Consider the following 17,799-nt stretch of genomic DNA (forward strand, 5'->3'; position numbering starts at 1 on the left):
AGTGAGATGGCGTAGGCGACTATTAAGTCGTGTGCGCGCAGAGGATAAGGACATGCGTGATCTTGCGAATCTGGCCGGGCGTCGAGGCAGGGTGAACTCGGCGGTGGCAACGCAGGATTCGACTCAGGGAAATACACGTCGTGGCGGACGACTGCCTCGCGATGAGCGTCGCGGCCAGCTGGTCGGTTCTGCCAGTGAGATATTCGTCGATCGCGGCTACCATGCCGCGGGCATGGACGAAATCGCCGAACGTGCAGGCGTAAGCAAACCCGTTCTCTACCAACACTTTCCGAGCAAGCTGGAGCTGTACCTCGAGGTACTGCACAAGCATGCCGACAACCTGGTATCCAGCGTGCGGCAGGCGTTGCGCACCACCACCGACAACCGGCAGCGGCTACGCGCGGCGGTCATGGCGTTCTTCGATTTCGTCGAGCATGACAGCCAGGGCTACCGGTTGATCTTCGAAAACGATTTGGTGGGCGTCCCGCAGGTCTCCGAACGTGTCGAGGGCGCCATCAGCGCCTGCACCGATGCGGTATTCGACCTGGTCAGCCACGATTCCGGACTGGACCCTCACCACGCGCGCATGGTGGCCGTCGGCCTGGTCGGAATCAGCCAGGTCAGCGCGCGCTACTGGCTGGACAATGAGAAGCCCATCTCCAAGGACGACGCGGTCAACGCCACCGTCGGATTCGCCTGGGGCGGGCTCTCACACGTTCCGCTTCAGCCGCTCGACTAGCCGCTGAAGCCCACCCGGCGCGTATCGGCAACACCGATCTCCACGTAGGCGATTCGGGCCGCGGCGATCAGGTACTTGCGCCCCTTCTGGTCGGTGAGGTTGAGCACATCCGACTCCTGGGATAGTGCCGCGGACACGATCTTTTCGACGTCAGCCGGGGTCTGATCGCTAGAAATGACCAGCTCGCGCGGGCTATCTGTGACACCGATCTTGATCTCCACGAAGGCACCTTCCAGGTCATTAAGCGTGTACTGCAGAGGTTAGCCGACGCCGGTACTGCCGACACACCTCGCATGATCGTGCCAGTCCGTTAGTCACAGCAGTAACATCAGTATCAGGTTTCACATTTGATATGGGGCTGAGAGGAAGCGCTGATCATGGTCGGCTATCGCGGAGATTCTCGGTCCTCCAGCGGCTACGAGCCCTACGACGACCCGTATGAATCCGAGACGACCCCGCAGTACAGCGGGTACTCAGGTCTCGACGAGGACTTCGAGTACAGGCCGCCGGGTTCGAACGAGAACTGGAAATGGGTCGCGTCCATTGCCGGGGCGGTGCTCGCGATTGCCGTCATCGCGACGGCGGTCGTGCTCAGCGGTGGCGATGACAAGCCGCCGGCCTCTGCCATCACCACACCCGTGCCCTCACTGACGCCGGTGACCACCACTCCCCCTGCGCCGTCACCATCGGCGACCTCGGCGCAACCGTCGACGACAACCGTGACAACCACCCCGCCGCAGGAGACGCCGAGCACGGCGCCGTCCACGGAGGCACCCGCACCCGAGCCGCCGCCCTCCAACCCGATGCTCCCACCGGAAGGCCAGCGGCCGATCACACCCGCGGCGTTCGCGTACTACGTCACCGGTAACCAGACACCGGGCGACCTGTTGACCATCACCTATACCGACGGCAACGGCGCGACGCGGACCGTGCTCGGCGCCTCGCTGCCCTGGACGATGATCGTGACACCGAGCCCCGGAATCGTCGGCGGATCAATCACTGCGACGAGCTTCGCGAGTCAGATCAACTGCTCGATCACCAACAGCCAGAACCAGATGCTGGCAGTGCAGAGCAATAACAGCATCATCGCCCGCTGCACCAAGTAGAGCTCGAGCAGCCGGGCTAACCGCCCAGCCCCAGAACCGCCATCCGCTCGGCATGCGCCCCCTGCAGCCGCTCGAAGAACTCGTTCAGGTTCCCCAGACCGGCACCGCCGGACATCACCAGCTCGGCGAGCTCGTCGTGCCCGGCAAGCACATGCTGCGCCTGCGTGACGGCTTCACCGAGCAGCCGTCGACCCCACAAGGTGAGCCGGTTGCGCTGCTGCGGGTTGTCCTTGACGGCCTCACGCACCTGGGCGATGACGAACTCTGAGTGTCCGGTGGTCCCCAGCACCGACTTGAGAACCGCCGCCGATTCACCCGGCAGCGAGGCGACCACCTCGCCATAAAAATCGGCCGCCAGCGAGTCGCCGATGTACGCCTTCACCATGGCCTCCAACCACGTACGCGGCAGGGTAAGCGAGTGGTAATTCTCTAGCGTCTTGACGTACGGCTCCATGGCCGTCAGGACGTCAACTCCGTTAGCCTCCATCGCATCTCGCAGCACCTCGTAGTGGCGCATCTGCGAGGCCGCCATGCTGGCGATAGCGATCTTGCTGGCCAGGTCGGGCGCCATCTTGGACTCGTCGGTCAACCGGTAGAACGCCGCGATCTCGCCGTACGCGATCACCGCGAACAGCTGATTGACACCGGGAGGATCGAGGTCCGCAGTCATGTCTGGAACTCTAGTCGGGCACCCGCAGGAGAACACCGAACCGCGGGGCAAACCACGGCGAATCGGAAAATCGCAGCTCACCCGCTATCATGAGTGCGGGACGAACGCCCTGACTGTGAAGTACCCAGAGAGTTCTCCCACAGGAAATGTGCGTGCACGTGCTGCCCTCGCCGCTAGACGCGAGCCCGGCCCCGTCGAAATCCGACCTACCGATCGTGCGCGCTGAGCGAAAACACGAAAGGTACGTACACCACCCATGAGTCATATCGAACACACTTTTGCCCAGCTCGGCGTCCGCGACGAGATTGTCCGGGCCCTCAGCGAAGCCGGAATCGAGCATCCGTTCGCCATCCAGGAACTCACCCTTCCGCTCGCCCTCGCTGGCTCTGACCTCATCGGCCAGGCCCGCACCGGTATGGGCAAGACCTACGCATTCGGTGTCCCGCTGCTGCACCGCATCGCCACCGGAGTCGAAGATCGACCGCTCAACGGCACGCCCCGCGCGCTGGTCGTGGTCCCGACCCGCGAGCTGTGCATCCAGGTTTACGAAGACCTCACCAGGGCGTCGAAGTACCTGGCGGCCGGTGACCGCGACTTCAGCGTTGTCTCCATCTATGGCGGACGTCCGTACGAGGCACAGATCGAGGCGCTCCGCGCCGGTGCCGACGTCGTAGTCGGGACGCCGGGTCGACTCCTGGACCTCGCGCAGCAGGGTCACCTGCAGCTGGGCGGACTAGCCATGCTGGTGCTCGACGAGGCCGACGAGATGCTGGACCTGGGCTTCCTGCCCGACATCGAGCGCATTCTGGCGCTGGCACCGTCCGCTGAATCGGGACGGCAGTCGATGCTGTTCTCGGCGACGATGCCCGATGCGATCATCACCCTGGCTCGCACCTTCATGAATCGCCCGACCCACATCCGGGCCGAAGCTCCTCATTCTTCGTCGGTGCACGACTCGACCGAGCAGTTCGTCTACCGGGCGCATGCGCTGGACAAGATCGAGCTGGTCAGCCGCATCCTGCAGGCCGAGGGCCGCGGGGCCACCATGATTTTCACCCGCACCAAGCGGACCGCACAGAAGGTGTCCGACGAGCTGGCCGAGCGCGGTTTCATCGTGGGCGCCGTGCACGGCGACCTCGGTCAGATCGCTCGCGAAAAGGCATTGTCCGCCTTCCGTTCCGGTGAGATCACCGTGCTGGTCGCAACCGACGTGGCTGCCCGCGGTATCGACATCGACGATGTCACCCACGTCATCAATTACCAGTGCCCCGAGGACGACAAGACGTACGTGCACCGCATCGGACGCACCGGCCGTGCCGGACGCACCGGTATCGCTGTCACCCTGGTGGACTGGGACGATGTCGCGCGCTGGCAGCTGATCGACAAGGCGCTCGGCCTCGGCGTGCCCGATCCTGATGAAACCTATTCCACCTCACCGCATTTGTTCACCGAGCTGAACATCCCCGCCGACGTCACCGGGTCGACCGGCCCCAAGTTCACCGGCGGACCCAAGCGCCGCGAGCCGCGAGCCGAGCGCACTGAAAGCGACAAGCCCAAGCGCACCCGCACCCGTCGGCGTACTCGTGCAGGCGAGGCCGCCGACGATTCTGTCGTCGACGCACCTGCGGCGGTGGCCACCGCGGAAGGTGACCAGCCCGCCCCCGCGCGTCGTCGTCGGCGCCGTCGTCGTCCGGCCGCGACCACCGCCACGGCGTGATCGCACCGGAGCGGCGCACCCGGGCCGACATCATTGCTGCGGCGGTGATCGCCGTCGTGGTCGCCGTGACCGGTGCCACGATCTGGTGGACCAGCGATGCCCGCGCCACCGTCAGCCATCCCGCCGCCGGGGACATCAAACGCCCGATGAGTGCCACCCGGGTTCCTGACTCGGTGCGCGAGCTGTGGTCCACCGCAAGTGGAGCCACAAAGGGGCCGGTCATCGCGAGCGGTGCGGTTGTCAGCGCCGATGGGCACGACGTGGTGGGCCATGACCCGGTAACCGGCGCACAGCTGTGGTCCTACGCGCGCCGCAATCTCAATCTGTGCGGCGTCATCGGCTTCATTGATGACGCGGTGGCGGTCTACCGAGATGCACGCGGATGCGGCCAGGTCACCATGATCGACGGACAGACCGGCCGTCGGGGTCCGTTGCGCAGTAGTGCAAATGATCCGAAGGTGTCGCTGTCGACCGACGGCACCTACGTGCTGGCACTTGGCAGCACCCGGCTCGAGCTGTGGCGTTCGGACATGGTGCGCACCCTGGAGTACGGACGAGTCGTCGCTCCGCTGAATCCCAACAGCCAGCCCCGCGTGGACTGCACGCTGAAATCGGGTGCCGTCGGGTCCAGCGTGCTCGCGGTGCTGGAGACCTGCCCTCAGGACTCCACCTTGCGACTGACGCTGCAAAAGCCGACACCGAAGGACAACGACAAACCCGAGGAGCTCTACTCCGCGGCGCTACCGGGGGTTGAACGCGGCTCTGCCGCCAAGGTGCTCGCTGTCGCGGATACCCGGTCGGCCGTATACCTGCCCGGCACCCACAACGAGCTGGTGGTGTTCGACGACCATGGCATGCGGGTCGGTGCGACGGCCCTGCCGGGTGAGGTGGTCCAGTCCAACACGGCCGCGCAAGCCGGCGACGTTGTCACCTGGTGGACGGGCAATCAGGTGCTGGTGCTGGGCGGCTTCGATCTCGCCTACCGATTCGTGCTGCCCACCACCAAGAAACCCTTGGGGCCGGGCACGGCCATGGCCGGCGAGCTGCTGATCCCGGTCGAAGGTGGGATCGATGTGTTCAACATGACCACCGGAGAATTCCGGAAATCCATTGCGGTGCAACGTGACCCAGCCGACGAGAAGATCCCCGTCATCAGTGCTGTCGTCGGCAACACATTGGTGGAACAGCGCGGGTCACGAGTCTTCGCGCTGGGGTGAATCTCACAGGGGGAGCCCCGGATCACGACGTTTTTAAGCCGGAAACTCGTGAAATGCGGACTCGACGGGAAAACAGAAATCAGTCCACGGGCGGCGCGAAGGTCGGCATGGCCTTGCCGCTCTTCCAGTGCTTCACCAGACTCTGCGCCAGCTCTTGGTAGGCCAGCGCGCCCTTGTTCTTACGGCCGGACAGCACTGACGCGCCCGAGGCGCTGGCCTCGGCGAACCGCACAGTCCTCGGAATAGGCGGGGCAAGCACCGGCAGCTCGTAACGGTCGGCCACATCCAGCAGCACATCGCGGCTGTGCGTGGTCCGCGAGTCGTACAGCGTGGGCAGTGCACCAAGCAGTGTCAGCCCCGGGTTGGTGATCTGCTGAACATCGGTCACCGTCCGCAAGAACTGGCCGACACCCCGGTGCGCCAGCGTCTCGCATTGCAGCGGCACCATCACCGAGTCGGCGGCCGTCAGGCCGTTCAGAGTCAACACGCCCAGCGACGGCGGGCAGTCGATGATCACGACGTCGAACTCGTCCCCCAGTGATTCGAGCGCCCGCTTCAGCGCGTACTCACGGCCGGCCCGCATCAGCAGCATCGCCTCGGCACCGGCCAGGTCGATGTTCGCGGGCAGCAGCGTCAGATCCTCAGCGGTGGTGACCAGCGCTTCCTTGATATCTGCCTGCCCCAGCAGGACCTCGTGCACCGAGACCCCAAGTCGGTCCGGGTCCTGCCCCAGCGAGAACGTCAGGCAGCCCTGAGGGTCAAGGTCAACCAGCAGAACCTTCTTCCCCGTCTGGGCCAGCGCCGCGCCGAGGGACGCGACCGTCGTGGTTTTGGCCACCCCGCCCTTTTGATTGGCTACCGCCAGCACCCGAGTCACGCCCACATACTGGCATGCCGAACGCGATCACGACGGAAGTCGGTACGGCACAATCAAGTGCGTGTCTGCCCCCCAAAACCGAATGTTGTTGCTACGCCACGGCGAAACCGAATGGTCAAAGATCGGCAGGCATACCGGTCGCACCGACCTGGATCTCACGGAAATCGGTCGCGCCCAGGCCGTCGCCGCACGTGAGGTGCTGGACGATCTCGATCTCAATGATCCGGTGGTTCTGAGTAGTCCGCGCCGACGCGCGATCCAGACCGCAGAGCTGGCCGGTCTGACCATCACCGCCACCGACGAGGAACTCTCCGAGTGGGACTACGGCGACTACGAGGGCCTGACCACGCCCCAGATCCGCGAGAACGACCCGGGTTGGTTGGTGTGGACGCACGGCTGCCCCGGCGGCGAATCGGTGGCTCAGGTACAGGCCCGGGCCGATCGGGTGATCGCCAAGATCGCCGCTGACCTCACCCAACGCGATGTGCTGCTGATAGGTCACGGCCATTTCTCGCGTGCACTGATGACTCGGTGGATCGACCTGCCGCTGGAAGAGGGCACTCGTCTCGGTATGGCTACGGCCTCGATCGCTGTGGGTGGGCATGAGCACGGCCAGCGTCAGGTGGCCGCACTTGGGCTGACCGGGTATCGGCACCCGGTACCGTCAAGCTGACATGATGGCCACCGACTCCCCCGCGCACCCACATTTCGTGATGTCGCGGGCCGCCGAGGCGCTGTATGCGTACGGCCGTGAGACCGCATACGACGACATCGCGACCGCTGCGGAGGCCCTGCGCACCGGGCGGCACCACATGCTGGTCGGTGCACTGCCTTTTGACACCTCCAAGCCCGCAGCTCTCACAGTTCCGGTGACGGTTGAGCGCAGGCCACCACAAGAGTTCTACGGCACCATGCCGAATATCCTTGTAACGCAACAAATACCGGAGCCCTCCGAGCATCTGCGGCGTGTCTCGGAGGCCGTCGAGGTGCTTCGCGACACCGCCGGCGGACTGTCCAAGGTCGTCCTTGCGCGCGTGCTGGAAATGCAGGCCGACGCGCCGGTGGATGCATTGGTGCTCACGCATCGGCTGATCCGAAACGACCCCGACGCCAACAGTTTTTGCGTGGACCTCTCCCCTGCCGGCGACCGATTCCGCGGCCACACCCTGGTGGGTTGCAGTCCGGAGCTGTTGGTGGAGCGCCGCGGGGACATGGTGATCTGTCACCCGTTCGCCGGTTCCGCCCCTCGGTCCAGCGATCCATCTCTGGATCGGCGCACGGGTGAAGACCTCGCGGGCTCGCACAAAAACCGCCATGAACACTCCGTGGTGATCGATCAGCTGCGTGAGGATCTCGCGTCGCTGTGCGTCGATGTCCAGGTTCCACCGGAGCCGACGCTGAGTTGTACCGCCGCGCTCTGGCATCTCAGCACCTCCATCAGCGCGCGGCTGCGTCAAAGTTCAACTACCGCGCTTGATTTGGCTGTAGCACTGCATCCCACCCCGGCCGTGTGCGGCACCCCCACCGAGGCAGCCGCCAACCTGATCGCACGCATCGAGGGTGATCGCGGGTTCTATGCAGGCGCGGTCGGCTGGTGTGACAGCAGCGGGGACGGTCGCTGGGCCGTCTCGATCCGCTGCGCCGAACTGTCGGCTGACGGCACCGCGATCCGTGCGTATGCCGGCGGCGGACTCGTCGCCGAATCAGATCCCCAGGACGAACTATCCGAGACAACGGTCAAATTCCGGACTGTGTTGGCAGGGTTAGGAGCCGAGAGTGAGTAACACCCAGATTCGCCGCGCCACCGAGGCCGACGTCCCGGCCATCGTCGGCCTGATCGAGGATCTCGCGGAGTACGAGAAGGCGCGCGATGAGTGCCATATCAGCCAGGAACAGCTCCACAAGGCGCTATTCAGTTCGGCCCCCGCCCTTTTCGCCCACGTCGCGGCGGCAGACGGCGTGGTCTGTGGCACCGCCGTATGGTTCCTGAACTTCTCCACCTGGACCGGTCAACACGGCATCTACCTTGAAGACCTGTACGTCAAGCCGGAGCAGCGCGGCTCTGGCCTCGGGAAGGCACTGTTGTCGGCACTGGCCGCAGAATGCGTGACCAACGGCTATACCCGACTGGATTGGGCTGTGCTGGACTGGAATACACCGTCCATCAAGTTCTACGACTCGCTGGGCGCCAATCCGCAATCGGATTGGATCACCTACCGGCTGCAAGGCCCGGCATTGGCGGAGCTGGCCTCAAACCGCTGACGCTAGTCGGACTCGTCAGCGCCGCGGCGTCATCGCCGGTGGCCCACATCTGCGCGGTGGGGCTGAACAGCAGCACCAGCGCGACCACGGCGACGATCGCGATAGGTACGCCCAGCGCGGGCTGGTGCGACCCCACGGCCGCGTACCACGCGACAGGCAGGAGCAGGAGCTGCATCATCACCGCGATCCCTCTGCCCCAACGTTTCCCTGTGACGAGCGCAAGGCCCGCGGCAAGTACCGCGGTGCCGAATGTCGCGAACCAGGCGGCGGTGCCGTACCCGTTCACCAGATGCTGGTCGGCACCGCTGGCCGCGCGCACCACCAGAACTATCGCGATCACCAATCCGATGGCGCCTTCGCCGGCAACGATCATCCCGGCGCGGCGAACGGTGTTCGGAACGGCTGTGGTCACCCGACAAGCCTATGTGGACCCATCACAACTGTGATGAGCAGCTTGCGCGTTGAACATCCGGCTAGGCTCATGCCCCGTGCGTGCGGTCCTCATCGTGAATCCCAATGCCACCTCGACAACAGCGGCCGGGCGTGACTTGCTGGCGCACGCACTCGAAAGCCGCGTGCACCTAGAGGTTCTGCACACCGACCACCGCGGACACGCCAGTGAGCTGGCCCGCCGCGCGGCCGACGACGGGGCGGCGGTCATCGTCGTACACGGCGGCGACGGCACGGTCAGCGAGGTGGTGAACGGGCTACTCGGTCAGCCGGGGCACCCGGCGCCGGGTCCGTTGCCCGCCATCGCGGTGGTTCCGGGCGGTTCGGCCAATGTGTTCGCCCGGACGCTGGGTATATCGGCCGACCCTGTTCAGGCCACCAATCAGGTCGTCGATCTGCTGGACGTACATCGTCGTGACCAGCGACGATGGCGCCGCATCGGTCTTGGGCACTGCGGCGAGCGCTGGTTCATCTTCAACGCGGGCATGGGCCTGGATGGCGAGGTGGTTGCCGCGATGGAGGCTCACCGCAACAAGGGCAAGCAGGTCACGGCGGGGCGTTATGTCACCCGTGCCGTGCTGAGTTTCTTCCGCGCCGCCCGCCGCCAGCCGACCCTGACCGTCGAGCTGCCCGGCCGCGAGCCGCAGGCGGGTATCCATTTCGCGTTTATCAGCAATTCCAATCCGTGGACGTACGCCAACGAACGCGCCATCTGGACAAATCCCGGTACCGGTTTCGAGAGCGGCTTGGGCGTGTTCGCGTCGAAGAGCATGAACGTGACGGCGAATCTTCGTCTGGTCCGCCACATGGTGGGTGCACCGCGCCCGGATCGTCCCGCGGCCAATCACCTGCTGCGTGAAGACGACATTCCGTGGGTGCGGATACGCGCGTCAGCGCCGATCGCCACGCAGGTCGACGGTGATTTCCTCGGGATGCGCAGTGACCTGACCTTCACCGCTGAACCCGACGTTCTCGACGTGGTCGCGCCGGCAAAACCCTCGAACGCATCTTTCTGAGCCTCACCCAACGCGCAATAGTGTTGAGCGACAGCCCGTTCCAGACACAGCCGATTCACAGGTGCAACGCGGTGCACGTCACAGCCGGGCCGTATGGGGTGTACTACTTCACGTAGTCGAGCCTCAACGGCTCGTGACGTTACTCACCAGTAGCACCAGTTCACCTGGGAAAATGGGGGAATCTCGCCAGATTCAAGGCGCAGACCGGTTTAGTGTAGTACAAACGAATGTGGAGTCCGCAGACACCACCCCCGAGTGAGATTGACCACGTGTTAACTCACGCTATTGACTTCTGCTGAGCTTGTGAAACGATCGGAAGCAACAGTGCAGAAACATTTGGTACGCACGCGTTAACAGCCGAAAAACATTGATCTCGTGCGCTTGTCGCGCGCGCGATGAAAAAGGAGTGCACAACTATGGATTGGCGCCATAAGGCGGTCTGTCGCGACGAGGATCCCGAACTGTTCTTCCCCGTAGGGAACAGCGGACCGGCCCTTGCCCAGATCGCTGACGCAAAGCTCGTCTGTAACCGCTGTCCGGTGACGACCGAGTGCCTTACCTGGGCGCTGGAGTCGGGCCAGGACGCAGGTGTGTGGGGTGGCCTCAGCGAGGATGAGCGCCGCGCCCTCAAGCGTCGCAACGCTCGCGCTCGCGCCCGCAGCGCCGTCTAACGCCGCAGCAATCAGAACCCGGCACAATTTGGTGCCGGGTTCTTTGCTGCTCTGGGCTGGATCGCGTGCCGCGCAGGGACTTTCAGGCCATCAAGCGAGCACGCCGGCCCAACGGCACCCGAAGCACCGCGTTTGTTCCGCCCTCCGGGTCGCTGCGCATATCCAGTGAGCCGTCAATCTCCGCCGAGACCAGCGTCCTGACGATCTGCAAACCCAGCCGATCCGATGTCTCCACGCTGAATCCGTCGGGCAGTCCCCGCCCGTCGTCATGCACGACGACATCGAGCCAGCGCGCCGACCGCTCAGCCCTGATGATCACCTGCCCCTGAGCTCCCTCCTCGAACGCGTGCTCAATGGCGTTCTGGACCAGCTCGGTGATCACCATGATCAACGGTGTCGCGCGGTCGGAGTCAAGCACTCCAAGCGCGCCCTCGCGGGAGACACGCACCTTGGTGTCGACGGTCGCCACATCGGTCATGATCGGCATGATCCGGTCGATCACCTCATCGAGGTTGACCTCCTCGTCCACCGACATGGACAACGCATCGTGGACCAACGCGATCGACGACACCCGTCGGACCGATTCGAAAAGCGCTTCGCGGGCTTCCTCGTTCTGGGTGCGCCGGGCCTGCAGCCTCAGCAGCGCGGCCACGGTCTGCAAGTTGTTCTTCACCCGGTGGTGGATCTCGCGGATGGTCGCGTCCTTGGACAGCAGCGCCCGATCGCGGCGCTTGACCTCCGTCACGTCACGGGTCAGCAGCAGCGCCCCCACCGACGCGCCGCGCACGATGAGCGGCAGTGTGCGGATGAGCACCGCGGCACCGCGTGCATCGACCTCCATACGCATACTCGGGCCGCCGGCCAGCACGTCGCGGATGTGCGCTGCCAGCTCCTGGCCCTCGAACGGATCCGAGATCAGCGGCTTGGTGACCTCCATGAGGTCATGCCCTTGCAGATCACTGGCCAAACCCATGCGGTGGTACGCCGATAACGCGTTGGGGCTGGCGTATCGGACCTCACCGGAGACATCGAGTCTGATGAACCCGTCGCCCACCCGGGGGCTGGAGCGCGACATCGCCTGATCGGCCACGTTCGGGAACGTTCCCTCGGTGAGCATCAGCAGCAGATCGCCCGCACACTCCAGATACGCGCGTTCCAGCACGCCCTTCTTGAGCCGGGAGGCCAACGCGGTCTGGTGGGTCAACACCGCCACCGTCCGGTCCCCACAGCGCACCGGAACCGCCTCCACGTTGAGCTCGGAGGCGTGCTCGGTCAGGTCCGAGTCACTTTCACGTTCGATGGAACCCGAGGTGAATGCTGCTTCCACCAAGGGCACGTCTGAAGTCTTGGCGACGGTGCCCACGGCATCGCTGTCAATGATGGTCGGCGCGGTGTTGGGTCGGCACTGAGCGACGCAGACAAAAGCGTCGTCGTCGCGGTGCACCCACATCAGGTAATCGGCGAAGGAGAGGTCTGCCAGCAGCTGCCATTCAGCGACCACGGCGTGCAGGTGATCAACCGCTTCACCTGGCAGCATGGTGTGCTCGGCAAGCAGGTCACCGAGAGTGGACATCTGGTGGCGATCTAGTCGTCGATGACGGCGATCAAGTCGCCGGCCTGGATCACGTCGCCCACCGAAACACTGACGTCACCGATCGTTCCCGCCACCTCGGCGAGCACCGGGATCTCCATCTTCATGGATTCCAGCAGGACAATGGTGTCGCCTTCAGCGATCGCGTCACCCTTCTTGACGAGTACTTCCAGCACGCTGGCCACGATCTCGGCGTGTACTTCCTCGGCCACCTGCGCGCCACCTCGCTCTCGTCAACATCCGGCTACTGGTCCTCAGTATCGAACCACACGTACGGGATCCACGCGTTCAACCACCCTCACCGGCATGAGAGACTGGGTACACACACCGGCGCGCATTATGCGCTGCTGGCCTGTCAGCCGGGCTCACACCCGGAACCCATTTGATCGGTAAGGAGATTCCCATGGCCAAGCGTGGTCGCAAGAAGCGCAGCCGTAAGCACAACGCCGCCAACCACGGCAAGCGTCCCAACAGCTAGCGCTAGGAGTTCTCAGCCCGCTGCTCGATGACAGTGGTCTGAGTGATCTTCAACTTAAGACGCTCACGTAGCCCGTCAGGTGCCTTTTCTCCACCGCACTTGCGGGCTACGAGTGTTTTGATCTGCTCTTCAATGCCGTAATGCTGCAGGCAACCCGGGCATTCTTCGAGATGATGCCGCAGCCGCGCGCTGCTTTCCGCGCTGCATTCACCGTCGAGGAGGGTCCACACCTCCGCGATCACCTCGGCGCAACCGGATACCTCGCAGTTGCCACCCTTGTCGACACTGTTCTTCAGTTCACCGTCGGTCATGCCCGACCCTCCGCCAACTCATTGTTGCGCAGGAAGCCACGCTCCTTGGCCACTTCGGCCAGCAATTCGCGCAGCTGGCGACGGCCGCGGTGCAACCGCGACATGACTGTGCCGATCGGGGTATCCATGATCTCGGCGATCTCCTTGTAGGGGAAGCCTTCGACGTCCGCGTAGTACACGGCCATCCGGAATTCTTCCGGCAGCTTATTCAACGCTTCTTTGATTTCGTCGTCAGGCAGCACGTCGAGCGCTTCGATCTCCGCCGACCGCAGCCCCGTCGAGGTGTGCTCGGCATTCGCGGCCAGCTGCCAGTCGGTGATCTCCTCGGTCGGATACTCCGCGGGCTGACGCTGCTTCTTGCGATAGATATTGATGTAGGTATTGGTGAGAATCCGGTACAGCCAGGCCTTGAGGTTGGTGCCCTCTTTGAAGGTCCCGAACCCGCCGTACGCCTTGACCATCGTCTCCTGCACCAGGTCCTCCGCGTCCGCGGGATTTCTGGTCATCCGCAGCGCAGCACCATAGAGCTGATCCAGCAGCGGTAACGCGTCACGCTCGAAGCGTGCGGCCCGCTCAGCCTCCGTCTCGACGTGAATCGCCTGATTAGAGGGATCTGCGGTGTCTGTCACGGCGGTCCTTTCGGTAGCGACACCGACCATACGGATCGGCACCGACATCGGACGTTCGAGGCACGCCATTGTCACCTGCAATACCCCTTCCGTGTTGAGGACCATAGTCCGCTCGATGCGGACACACTGCTCAACACCGACTCATGCCGGGGTATTTCCCAAAGTATCTCGACTGTCAACTCAAAATTCACTGGACTCGGGGCGCTACTGTCCAGATCGTGGGTTCCAAGGCCGTCAAAGCTGCCACTCCGGCCGTCGCTGCATTGATCGCTGCCGGGGTCGACTATCAACTGTTGCCGTATGAACACCGTCCCGGAGAGCACGCGTTCGGCGATGAGGCGGTGCGCGCGCTGACGGGCTCCGGATTGGTTCCCGGGCAGATCTTCAAGACACTGCTGATCGCGCTGGACCGCGGAGCGGATCTGGCGGTCGCGGTCATCCCGGTACCCGCGACCCTCTCACTCAAGGCCGCGGCGGCGGCTCTCGGTCGCGGGAAGGCCACCATGGCCGATCCGGCGGCGGCCGAGCGCAGTTCCGGCTACGTGGTCGGGGGGATCTCTCCGCTCGGACAACGAAAACCGTTGCCCACCGTGATCGATTCGTCGGCCCTGACGTGGGATCGCATCCTGTGCAGCGCAGGAAAACGCGGGTTGCAGATGGCACTGGCACCCAGCGACCTGGTCCGGCTCACCAACGCTGTCACGGCGTCCGTCACAGCAGGGTGATCTGCTCCCCCACGGCCTGGGCTCCGTCATCCGGTGCGAGCAGCTCCGGACCGTTGTTCGCGACGCTGTTCACCAGCGATGAGACCTGCCGCGTTTCGACGCCGACCACCTGGCCCGCCGGCTGCAACAGCCGCTGATCCAGATCCTGGTCCGGGTCCAGCCACCGGTCCTACGATTCGGCACCGAGCATCAACGGCATCCGGTCGTGAATCTCCAGCAGCGGGCCAACGGCATCGGTAGTGACGATCGTGCAGCTCAGCAGGGGTGCCGCATCCTGCCGTTGTAAGCCGGTGGGCTTCCACACCGACCACAAACCCGCCGCGAACAATCGCTTGCCGTCGCCTGCATTCATATAAAAGGCCGTCTTGGCGCCTTCCTGCTTACGCCACTCGTACCAGCCGTCCATCGGAACCAGACACCGCTTGGACTGTGCCGCGGCACGGAAGGTTGCGGCCGTGGTGAGACTTTCCGCGCGGGCATTGATCAGCGGCGCGCCCTTGGCCTGCGGTCGGCCGTCCTCGCGCGCCATGGCCCACGTCGGCACCAAACCCCAGCGCATGGTGCGGACACGACGGGTGGGAACGTCGCCTGGTTCACGATGTCGTGCCACCACCGTGAGCACCGGGTCAGTCGGCGCAACGTTGTAGTTCGGGATGACGGGAAGTTGCTGCGGTCTGGTCTGCTGACTCACTGTGCCTATCTCGTCCACCGCGTCGATCTCAACCGCGAGCAGCGCCGGGTCGATCGTCACCGCGTACCGTCCGCACATATCGCCATCGTGCCACCCGGTGGAAGGACCCGGTACAGCCACCGCATCCGTCCGTCCGGGACAATAGGGCGGTGACAAGCGGACTCTGGCAGGCACCAACGATCGACAGTTCCGTCAACGCGACCATCACCATGCCCGGCTCGAAATCCCAGACCAATCGGGCGTTCGTCCTCGCCGCGCTGGCCGCACGTGAAGGCGGCACCTCAACGGTGTCCGGCGCATTGCGCAGCCGTGATACCGATCTCATGATCGGAGCGTTACGCGCGCTGGGGTGCGACATCGCGGGTAACGGCACCGACCTGACGATCTCCCCCGGATCCGGCGACGGTGACACCTCGACGATCGACTGCGGGCTTGCCGGAACGGTCCTTCGGTTCCTGCCACCGGTGGCCGCACTTCGCCACGCCCCCACCATCTTCGACGGTGACGACCAGGCGCGTGCCCGGCCTATCGCTCCCCTGTTAGACGCACTGCGTGCGATCGGGGTCGGCATCGACGGGCAGCACCTGCCGTTCACGGTGGCCGGTACCGGGCAGGTGCGCGGCGGCGAGGTCGGCGTCGACGCCTCGGGATCGTCCCAATTCGTTTCCGGCCTTCTCCTTTCCGGCGCCGCATTTACCGAGGGTCTGACGGCGGTGAACACCGCGGACGTGCTGCCCTCGGGGCCGCATGTGGTCATGACGGTCACGATGTTGCGTGAGGCAGGCATCGCGGTGGACGATTCCATCCCCGGCCGCTGGCATATCGATCCGCAACCAATTTCCGCGCACCACTGGGCGATCGAGCCAGACTTGTCGAACGCGCTCGCTTTCATTGCGCCGGCGCTGGCCACCGGCGGGACCGTGCGCATCCTCGGCTGGCCACGAAAATCCACTCAGCCCGCACGCCAGATCGAGGACGTGGTGCGCCGGTTCGCGCACAACGTCTCGCTGACGGATTCGCATCTGGAGGTCACCGGCCAGACCGGTTATGGCGGTGTCGATCTGAACCTTGGAGAGGTCGGTGAGCTGACCCCAACGGTGGCAGCACTGGCCGCGCTGGCCGAGCCCGGGAGCGTCTCCACACTGCGCGGGATCGCCCATCTCCGAGGGCACGAAACCGATCGGCTCAAGGCGCTCGCCCACGAAATCAACACCCTCGGTGGGCAGTGCGAGGAGACTGAGGACGGGCTGCGAATAGTCGCCACCAGCCTGCACGGCGGGGCCTGGGGCTCGTACGCGGATCACCGGATGGCCACGGCCGGAGCCCTTGTCGGCCTGAAGGTGCCGGGAGTGTCCGTCGACGACATCGCCACCACTAGTAAGACACTGCCCGACTTCCCCGGAATGTGGGCCGACATGCTCGCCCAATCCGAAGCTCTTCGCGCAAGCGGCTCATCGGGACCGGGTGGTCGCACCTCTTGAGTCCGCGCGAGTACGACGAGTCCGACGCCCGCATCAGGCCGGGCCGACGCTCGCGGCCTCGCACCAAGAATCGTCCCGAGCATGCCGATGCGGTGCCCGCGATGGTCATCACAGTGGACCGCGGCCGCTGGGGCTGTGTGTTGCAGGATGGTTCAGCACCGGACCCCAGCCGTCAAGTCACCGCGATGCGGGCACGAGAACTTGGCCGTACCCCGATTGTGGTAGGCGACACCGTGAGTCTGGTTGGCGATCTGTCCGGGCGCCCCGACGCACTGGCCCGCATCGTGCGGCTGGAGGATCGGCGAACAGTGTTGCGCCGCACCGCCGATGACACCGACCCCTTCGAGCGGATCTTTGTGGCCAACGCTGACCAGTTGCTGATCGTGGTGGCGGTCGCCGATCCCCCACCACGCACCGGCCTGGTGGAGCGCACGCTCATCGCCGCCTATGCGGGAGGCCTCACCCCAATCCTGGCACTCACCAAAACCGATCTCGCAGATCCTGATGCGTTCGCCGCGCAGTTCGCCGATCTCGACCTGCAGGTCATCAAGGCGGGGCGCGATGCGCCGCTAGAACCCATCATGGACACACTGTCCGGCCGTCTCACCGCGCTGCTCGGCCACTCCGGGGTGGGCAAGTCCACCTTGGTGAACCGCCTTGTCCCCGAGGCTCACCGGGCAACAGGTGAGGTGACCGGAGTCGGCAAGGGGCGCCACACCTCGACCCAATCGATAGCGCTCCCGCTACACCCGTCGGGCTGGGTCATCGACACCCCGGGCATCAGGTCATTCGGCCTGGCTCACATCAAGCCCGCCGACGTACTGGCGGCGTTCAGCGACCTGTCCGAGGCCATCGAGGACTGTCCGCGCGGCTGCCAGCACCTTGGCCCACCCGCGGATCCCGAGTGCGCCCTTGACGAGCTCACCGGAGCGTCCGCCAAACGGGTGATGGCCGTGCGCCAACTGCTTTCCGTGTTAACAACGGCCTAACTCTTGGTTGCGAAGGCCTTCTCGGATCGCGCGAACAGCACACGCCGATTAGCGTTTCCCTCAGTGGCTGCGAAGGAAACAGCCAATGAGGGTCAGGGGTTAACAGATGACGAGCTACGTCCGTAGAATCGCCAACGTGACAGCCATTTTCGCCTGTGGCGTTGCCGCCTGGGCCACCA

At 64.7% G+C, this 17,799-nt stretch carries 21 protein-coding genes and 1 pseudogene; 13 read left to right on the forward strand and 9 right to left on the reverse strand.

Annotated features, from left to right (window positions below):
* The first annotated feature begins 52 nt into the window (after positions 1-52).
* Positions 53-739 (forward strand): TetR/AcrR family transcriptional regulator, encoded by a 687-nt coding sequence (locus B4383_RS17235; protein ID WP_078292378.1) that lies wholly within the window; start codon positions 53-55, stop codon positions 737-739.
* Here the strand turns inward: B4383_RS17235 and B4383_RS17240 are convergent.
* Positions 736-960 carry a DUF3107 domain-containing protein gene (locus tag B4383_RS17240; RefSeq protein ID WP_078292286.1) on the reverse strand — a complete coding sequence of 75 codons (225 nt, stop codon included), beginning with the start codon at positions 958-960 and terminating at the stop codon, positions 736-738. The genes B4383_RS17235 and B4383_RS17240 overlap by 4 nt on opposite strands.
* A gap of 156 nt (positions 961-1,116) precedes the next feature.
* Between B4383_RS17240 and B4383_RS17245 the strand changes: the two genes are divergently transcribed.
* Positions 1,117-1,845: an MmpS family transport accessory protein gene (locus B4383_RS17245; protein ID WP_078292288.1), complete on the forward strand. Its 729-nt coding sequence runs from the start codon at positions 1,117-1,119 to the stop codon at positions 1,843-1,845.
* Positions 1,846-1,861: 16 nt separating this feature from the next.
* Here B4383_RS17245 and B4383_RS17250 read toward each other — a convergent pair whose 3' ends face one another.
* A complete protein-coding gene (locus B4383_RS17250) occupies positions 1,862-2,515 on the reverse strand; it encodes a ferritin-like fold-containing protein (protein ID WP_078292290.1) in 654 nt (217 codons plus the stop codon).
* A gap of 256 nt (positions 2,516-2,771) precedes the next feature.
* Here B4383_RS17250 and B4383_RS17255 point away from each other — a divergent pair, with 256 nt between their 5' ends.
* Both B4383_RS17255 and B4383_RS17260 read left to right on the forward strand, forming a co-directional pair.
* Positions 2,772-4,232: a DEAD/DEAH box helicase gene (locus B4383_RS17255; RefSeq protein WP_078292292.1), complete on the forward strand. Its 1,461-nt coding sequence runs from the start codon at positions 2,772-2,774 to the stop codon at positions 4,230-4,232.
* Positions 4,229-5,449, forward strand: coding sequence for a hypothetical protein (locus tag B4383_RS17260; protein WP_078292294.1), 1,221 nt, complete (start codon positions 4,229-4,231; stop codon positions 5,447-5,449). The genes B4383_RS17255 and B4383_RS17260 overlap by 4 nt, the downstream gene beginning before the upstream one ends.
* A 79-nt stretch (positions 5,450-5,528) precedes the next feature.
* Here B4383_RS17260 and B4383_RS17265 read toward each other — a convergent pair whose 3' ends face one another.
* Positions 5,529-6,332 (reverse strand): AAA family ATPase, encoded by an 804-nt coding sequence (locus B4383_RS17265; protein WP_176126569.1) that lies wholly within the window; start codon positions 6,330-6,332, stop codon positions 5,529-5,531.
* A 55-nt stretch (positions 6,333-6,387) separates the two neighbouring features.
* On the opposite strand from B4383_RS17265, the gene B4383_RS17270 reads away from it, so the two are divergent.
* Genes B4383_RS17270 through B4383_RS17280 form a run of 3 tightly spaced genes read left to right on the forward strand, consistent with a single transcriptional unit; the run spans position 6,388 to position 8,588 of the window.
* Positions 6,388-6,999, forward strand: coding sequence for an acid phosphatase (locus B4383_RS17270; RefSeq protein ID WP_078292379.1), 612 nt, complete (start codon positions 6,388-6,390; stop codon positions 6,997-6,999).
* Between the two features lies 1 nt (position 7,000).
* A complete protein-coding gene (locus B4383_RS17275; protein WP_078292299.1) occupies positions 7,001-8,110 on the forward strand; it encodes an isochorismate synthase in 1,110 nt (369 codons plus the stop codon).
* Positions 8,103-8,588: a GNAT family N-acetyltransferase gene (locus B4383_RS17280; protein WP_078292301.1), complete on the forward strand. Its 486-nt coding sequence runs from the start codon at positions 8,103-8,105 to the stop codon at positions 8,586-8,588. The genes B4383_RS17275 and B4383_RS17280 overlap by 8 nt, the downstream gene beginning before the upstream one ends.
* Here the strand turns inward: B4383_RS17280 and B4383_RS17285 are convergent.
* Positions 8,536-9,000, reverse strand: coding sequence for a hypothetical protein (locus B4383_RS17285; protein ID WP_286150653.1), 465 nt, complete (start codon positions 8,998-9,000; stop codon positions 8,536-8,538). The genes B4383_RS17280 and B4383_RS17285 overlap by 53 nt on opposite strands.
* 76 nt (positions 9,001-9,076) lie before the next feature.
* On the opposite strand from B4383_RS17285, the gene B4383_RS17290 reads away from it, so the two are divergent.
* Both B4383_RS17290 and B4383_RS17295 read left to right on the forward strand, forming a co-directional pair.
* A complete protein-coding gene (locus B4383_RS17290) occupies positions 9,077-10,054 on the forward strand; it encodes a diacylglycerol kinase family protein (protein ID WP_078292303.1) in 978 nt (325 codons plus the stop codon).
* 416 nt (positions 10,055-10,470) lie between these two features.
* Positions 10,471-10,725, forward strand: a complete 255-nt coding sequence (locus tag B4383_RS17295; protein WP_005056343.1) for a WhiB family transcriptional regulator — start codon at positions 10,471-10,473, stop codon at positions 10,723-10,725.
* An 82-nt stretch (positions 10,726-10,807) separates the two neighbouring features.
* On the opposite strand, the gene B4383_RS17300 is transcribed toward B4383_RS17295, so the two are convergent.
* Both B4383_RS17300 and B4383_RS17305 read right to left on the reverse strand, forming a co-directional pair.
* Positions 10,808-12,298 (reverse strand): sensor histidine kinase, encoded by a 1,491-nt coding sequence (locus tag B4383_RS17300; protein ID WP_078292305.1) that lies wholly within the window; start codon positions 12,296-12,298, stop codon positions 10,808-10,810.
* Positions 12,299-12,309: 11 nt separating this feature from the next.
* On the reverse strand, positions 12,310-12,528 hold the full coding sequence (locus B4383_RS17305) for a biotin/lipoyl-binding carrier protein (protein WP_005056341.1): 219 nt from the start codon (positions 12,526-12,528) through the stop codon (positions 12,310-12,312).
* On the opposite strand from B4383_RS17305, the gene B4383_RS27445 reads away from it, so the two are divergent.
* A complete protein-coding gene (locus B4383_RS27445) occupies positions 12,511-12,702 on the forward strand; it encodes a hypothetical protein (RefSeq protein ID WP_078292307.1) in 192 nt (63 codons plus the stop codon). The genes B4383_RS17305 and B4383_RS27445 overlap by 18 nt on opposite strands.
* Positions 12,703-12,796: 94 nt before the next feature.
* Here B4383_RS27445 and rsrA read toward each other — a convergent pair whose 3' ends face one another.
* Positions 12,797-13,105, reverse strand: coding sequence for a mycothiol system anti-sigma-R factor (gene rsrA, locus B4383_RS17315; protein ID WP_078292310.1), 309 nt, complete (start codon positions 13,103-13,105; stop codon positions 12,797-12,799).
* Complete coding sequence (locus B4383_RS17320) at positions 13,102-13,803, reverse strand: sigma-70 family RNA polymerase sigma factor (protein WP_078292380.1); 702 nt, start codon at positions 13,801-13,803, stop codon at positions 13,102-13,104. Before B4383_RS17320 ends, rsrA begins: the two co-directional genes overlap by 4 nt.
* A 149-nt stretch (positions 13,804-13,952) precedes the next feature.
* Between B4383_RS17320 and B4383_RS17325 the strand changes: the two genes are divergently transcribed.
* Positions 13,953-14,459: an aminoacyl-tRNA deacylase gene (locus tag B4383_RS17325; protein WP_078292312.1), complete on the forward strand. Its 507-nt coding sequence runs from the start codon at positions 13,953-13,955 to the stop codon at positions 14,457-14,459.
* On the opposite strand, the pseudogene B4383_RS17330 reads toward B4383_RS17325, so the two are convergent.
* Positions 14,446-15,228 (reverse strand): annotated as a pseudogene (locus B4383_RS17330) (SOS response-associated peptidase). The gene B4383_RS17325 and the pseudogene B4383_RS17330 sit on opposite strands and share 14 nt — an antisense overlap.
* Before the next feature lie 71 nt (positions 15,229-15,299).
* Between B4383_RS17330 and aroA the strand changes: the two are divergent.
* Positions 15,300-16,631 (forward strand): 3-phosphoshikimate 1-carboxyvinyltransferase, encoded by a 1,332-nt coding sequence (gene aroA, locus B4383_RS17335; protein ID WP_078292314.1) that lies wholly within the window; start codon positions 15,300-15,302, stop codon positions 16,629-16,631.
* Positions 16,628-17,620 carry a ribosome small subunit-dependent GTPase A gene (gene rsgA, locus B4383_RS17340; protein WP_078292316.1) on the forward strand — a complete coding sequence of 331 codons (993 nt, stop codon included), beginning with the start codon at positions 16,628-16,630 and terminating at the stop codon, positions 17,618-17,620. Before aroA ends, rsgA begins: the two co-directional genes overlap by 4 nt.
* The last annotated feature ends 179 nt before the right edge of the window (positions 17,621-17,799 follow it).

Origin of the sequence: Mycobacterium sp. D16R24 (genome assembly GCF_002013385.1) — a bacterium.
Lineage (GTDB): Bacteria > Actinomycetota > Actinomycetes > Mycobacteriales > Mycobacteriaceae > Mycobacterium.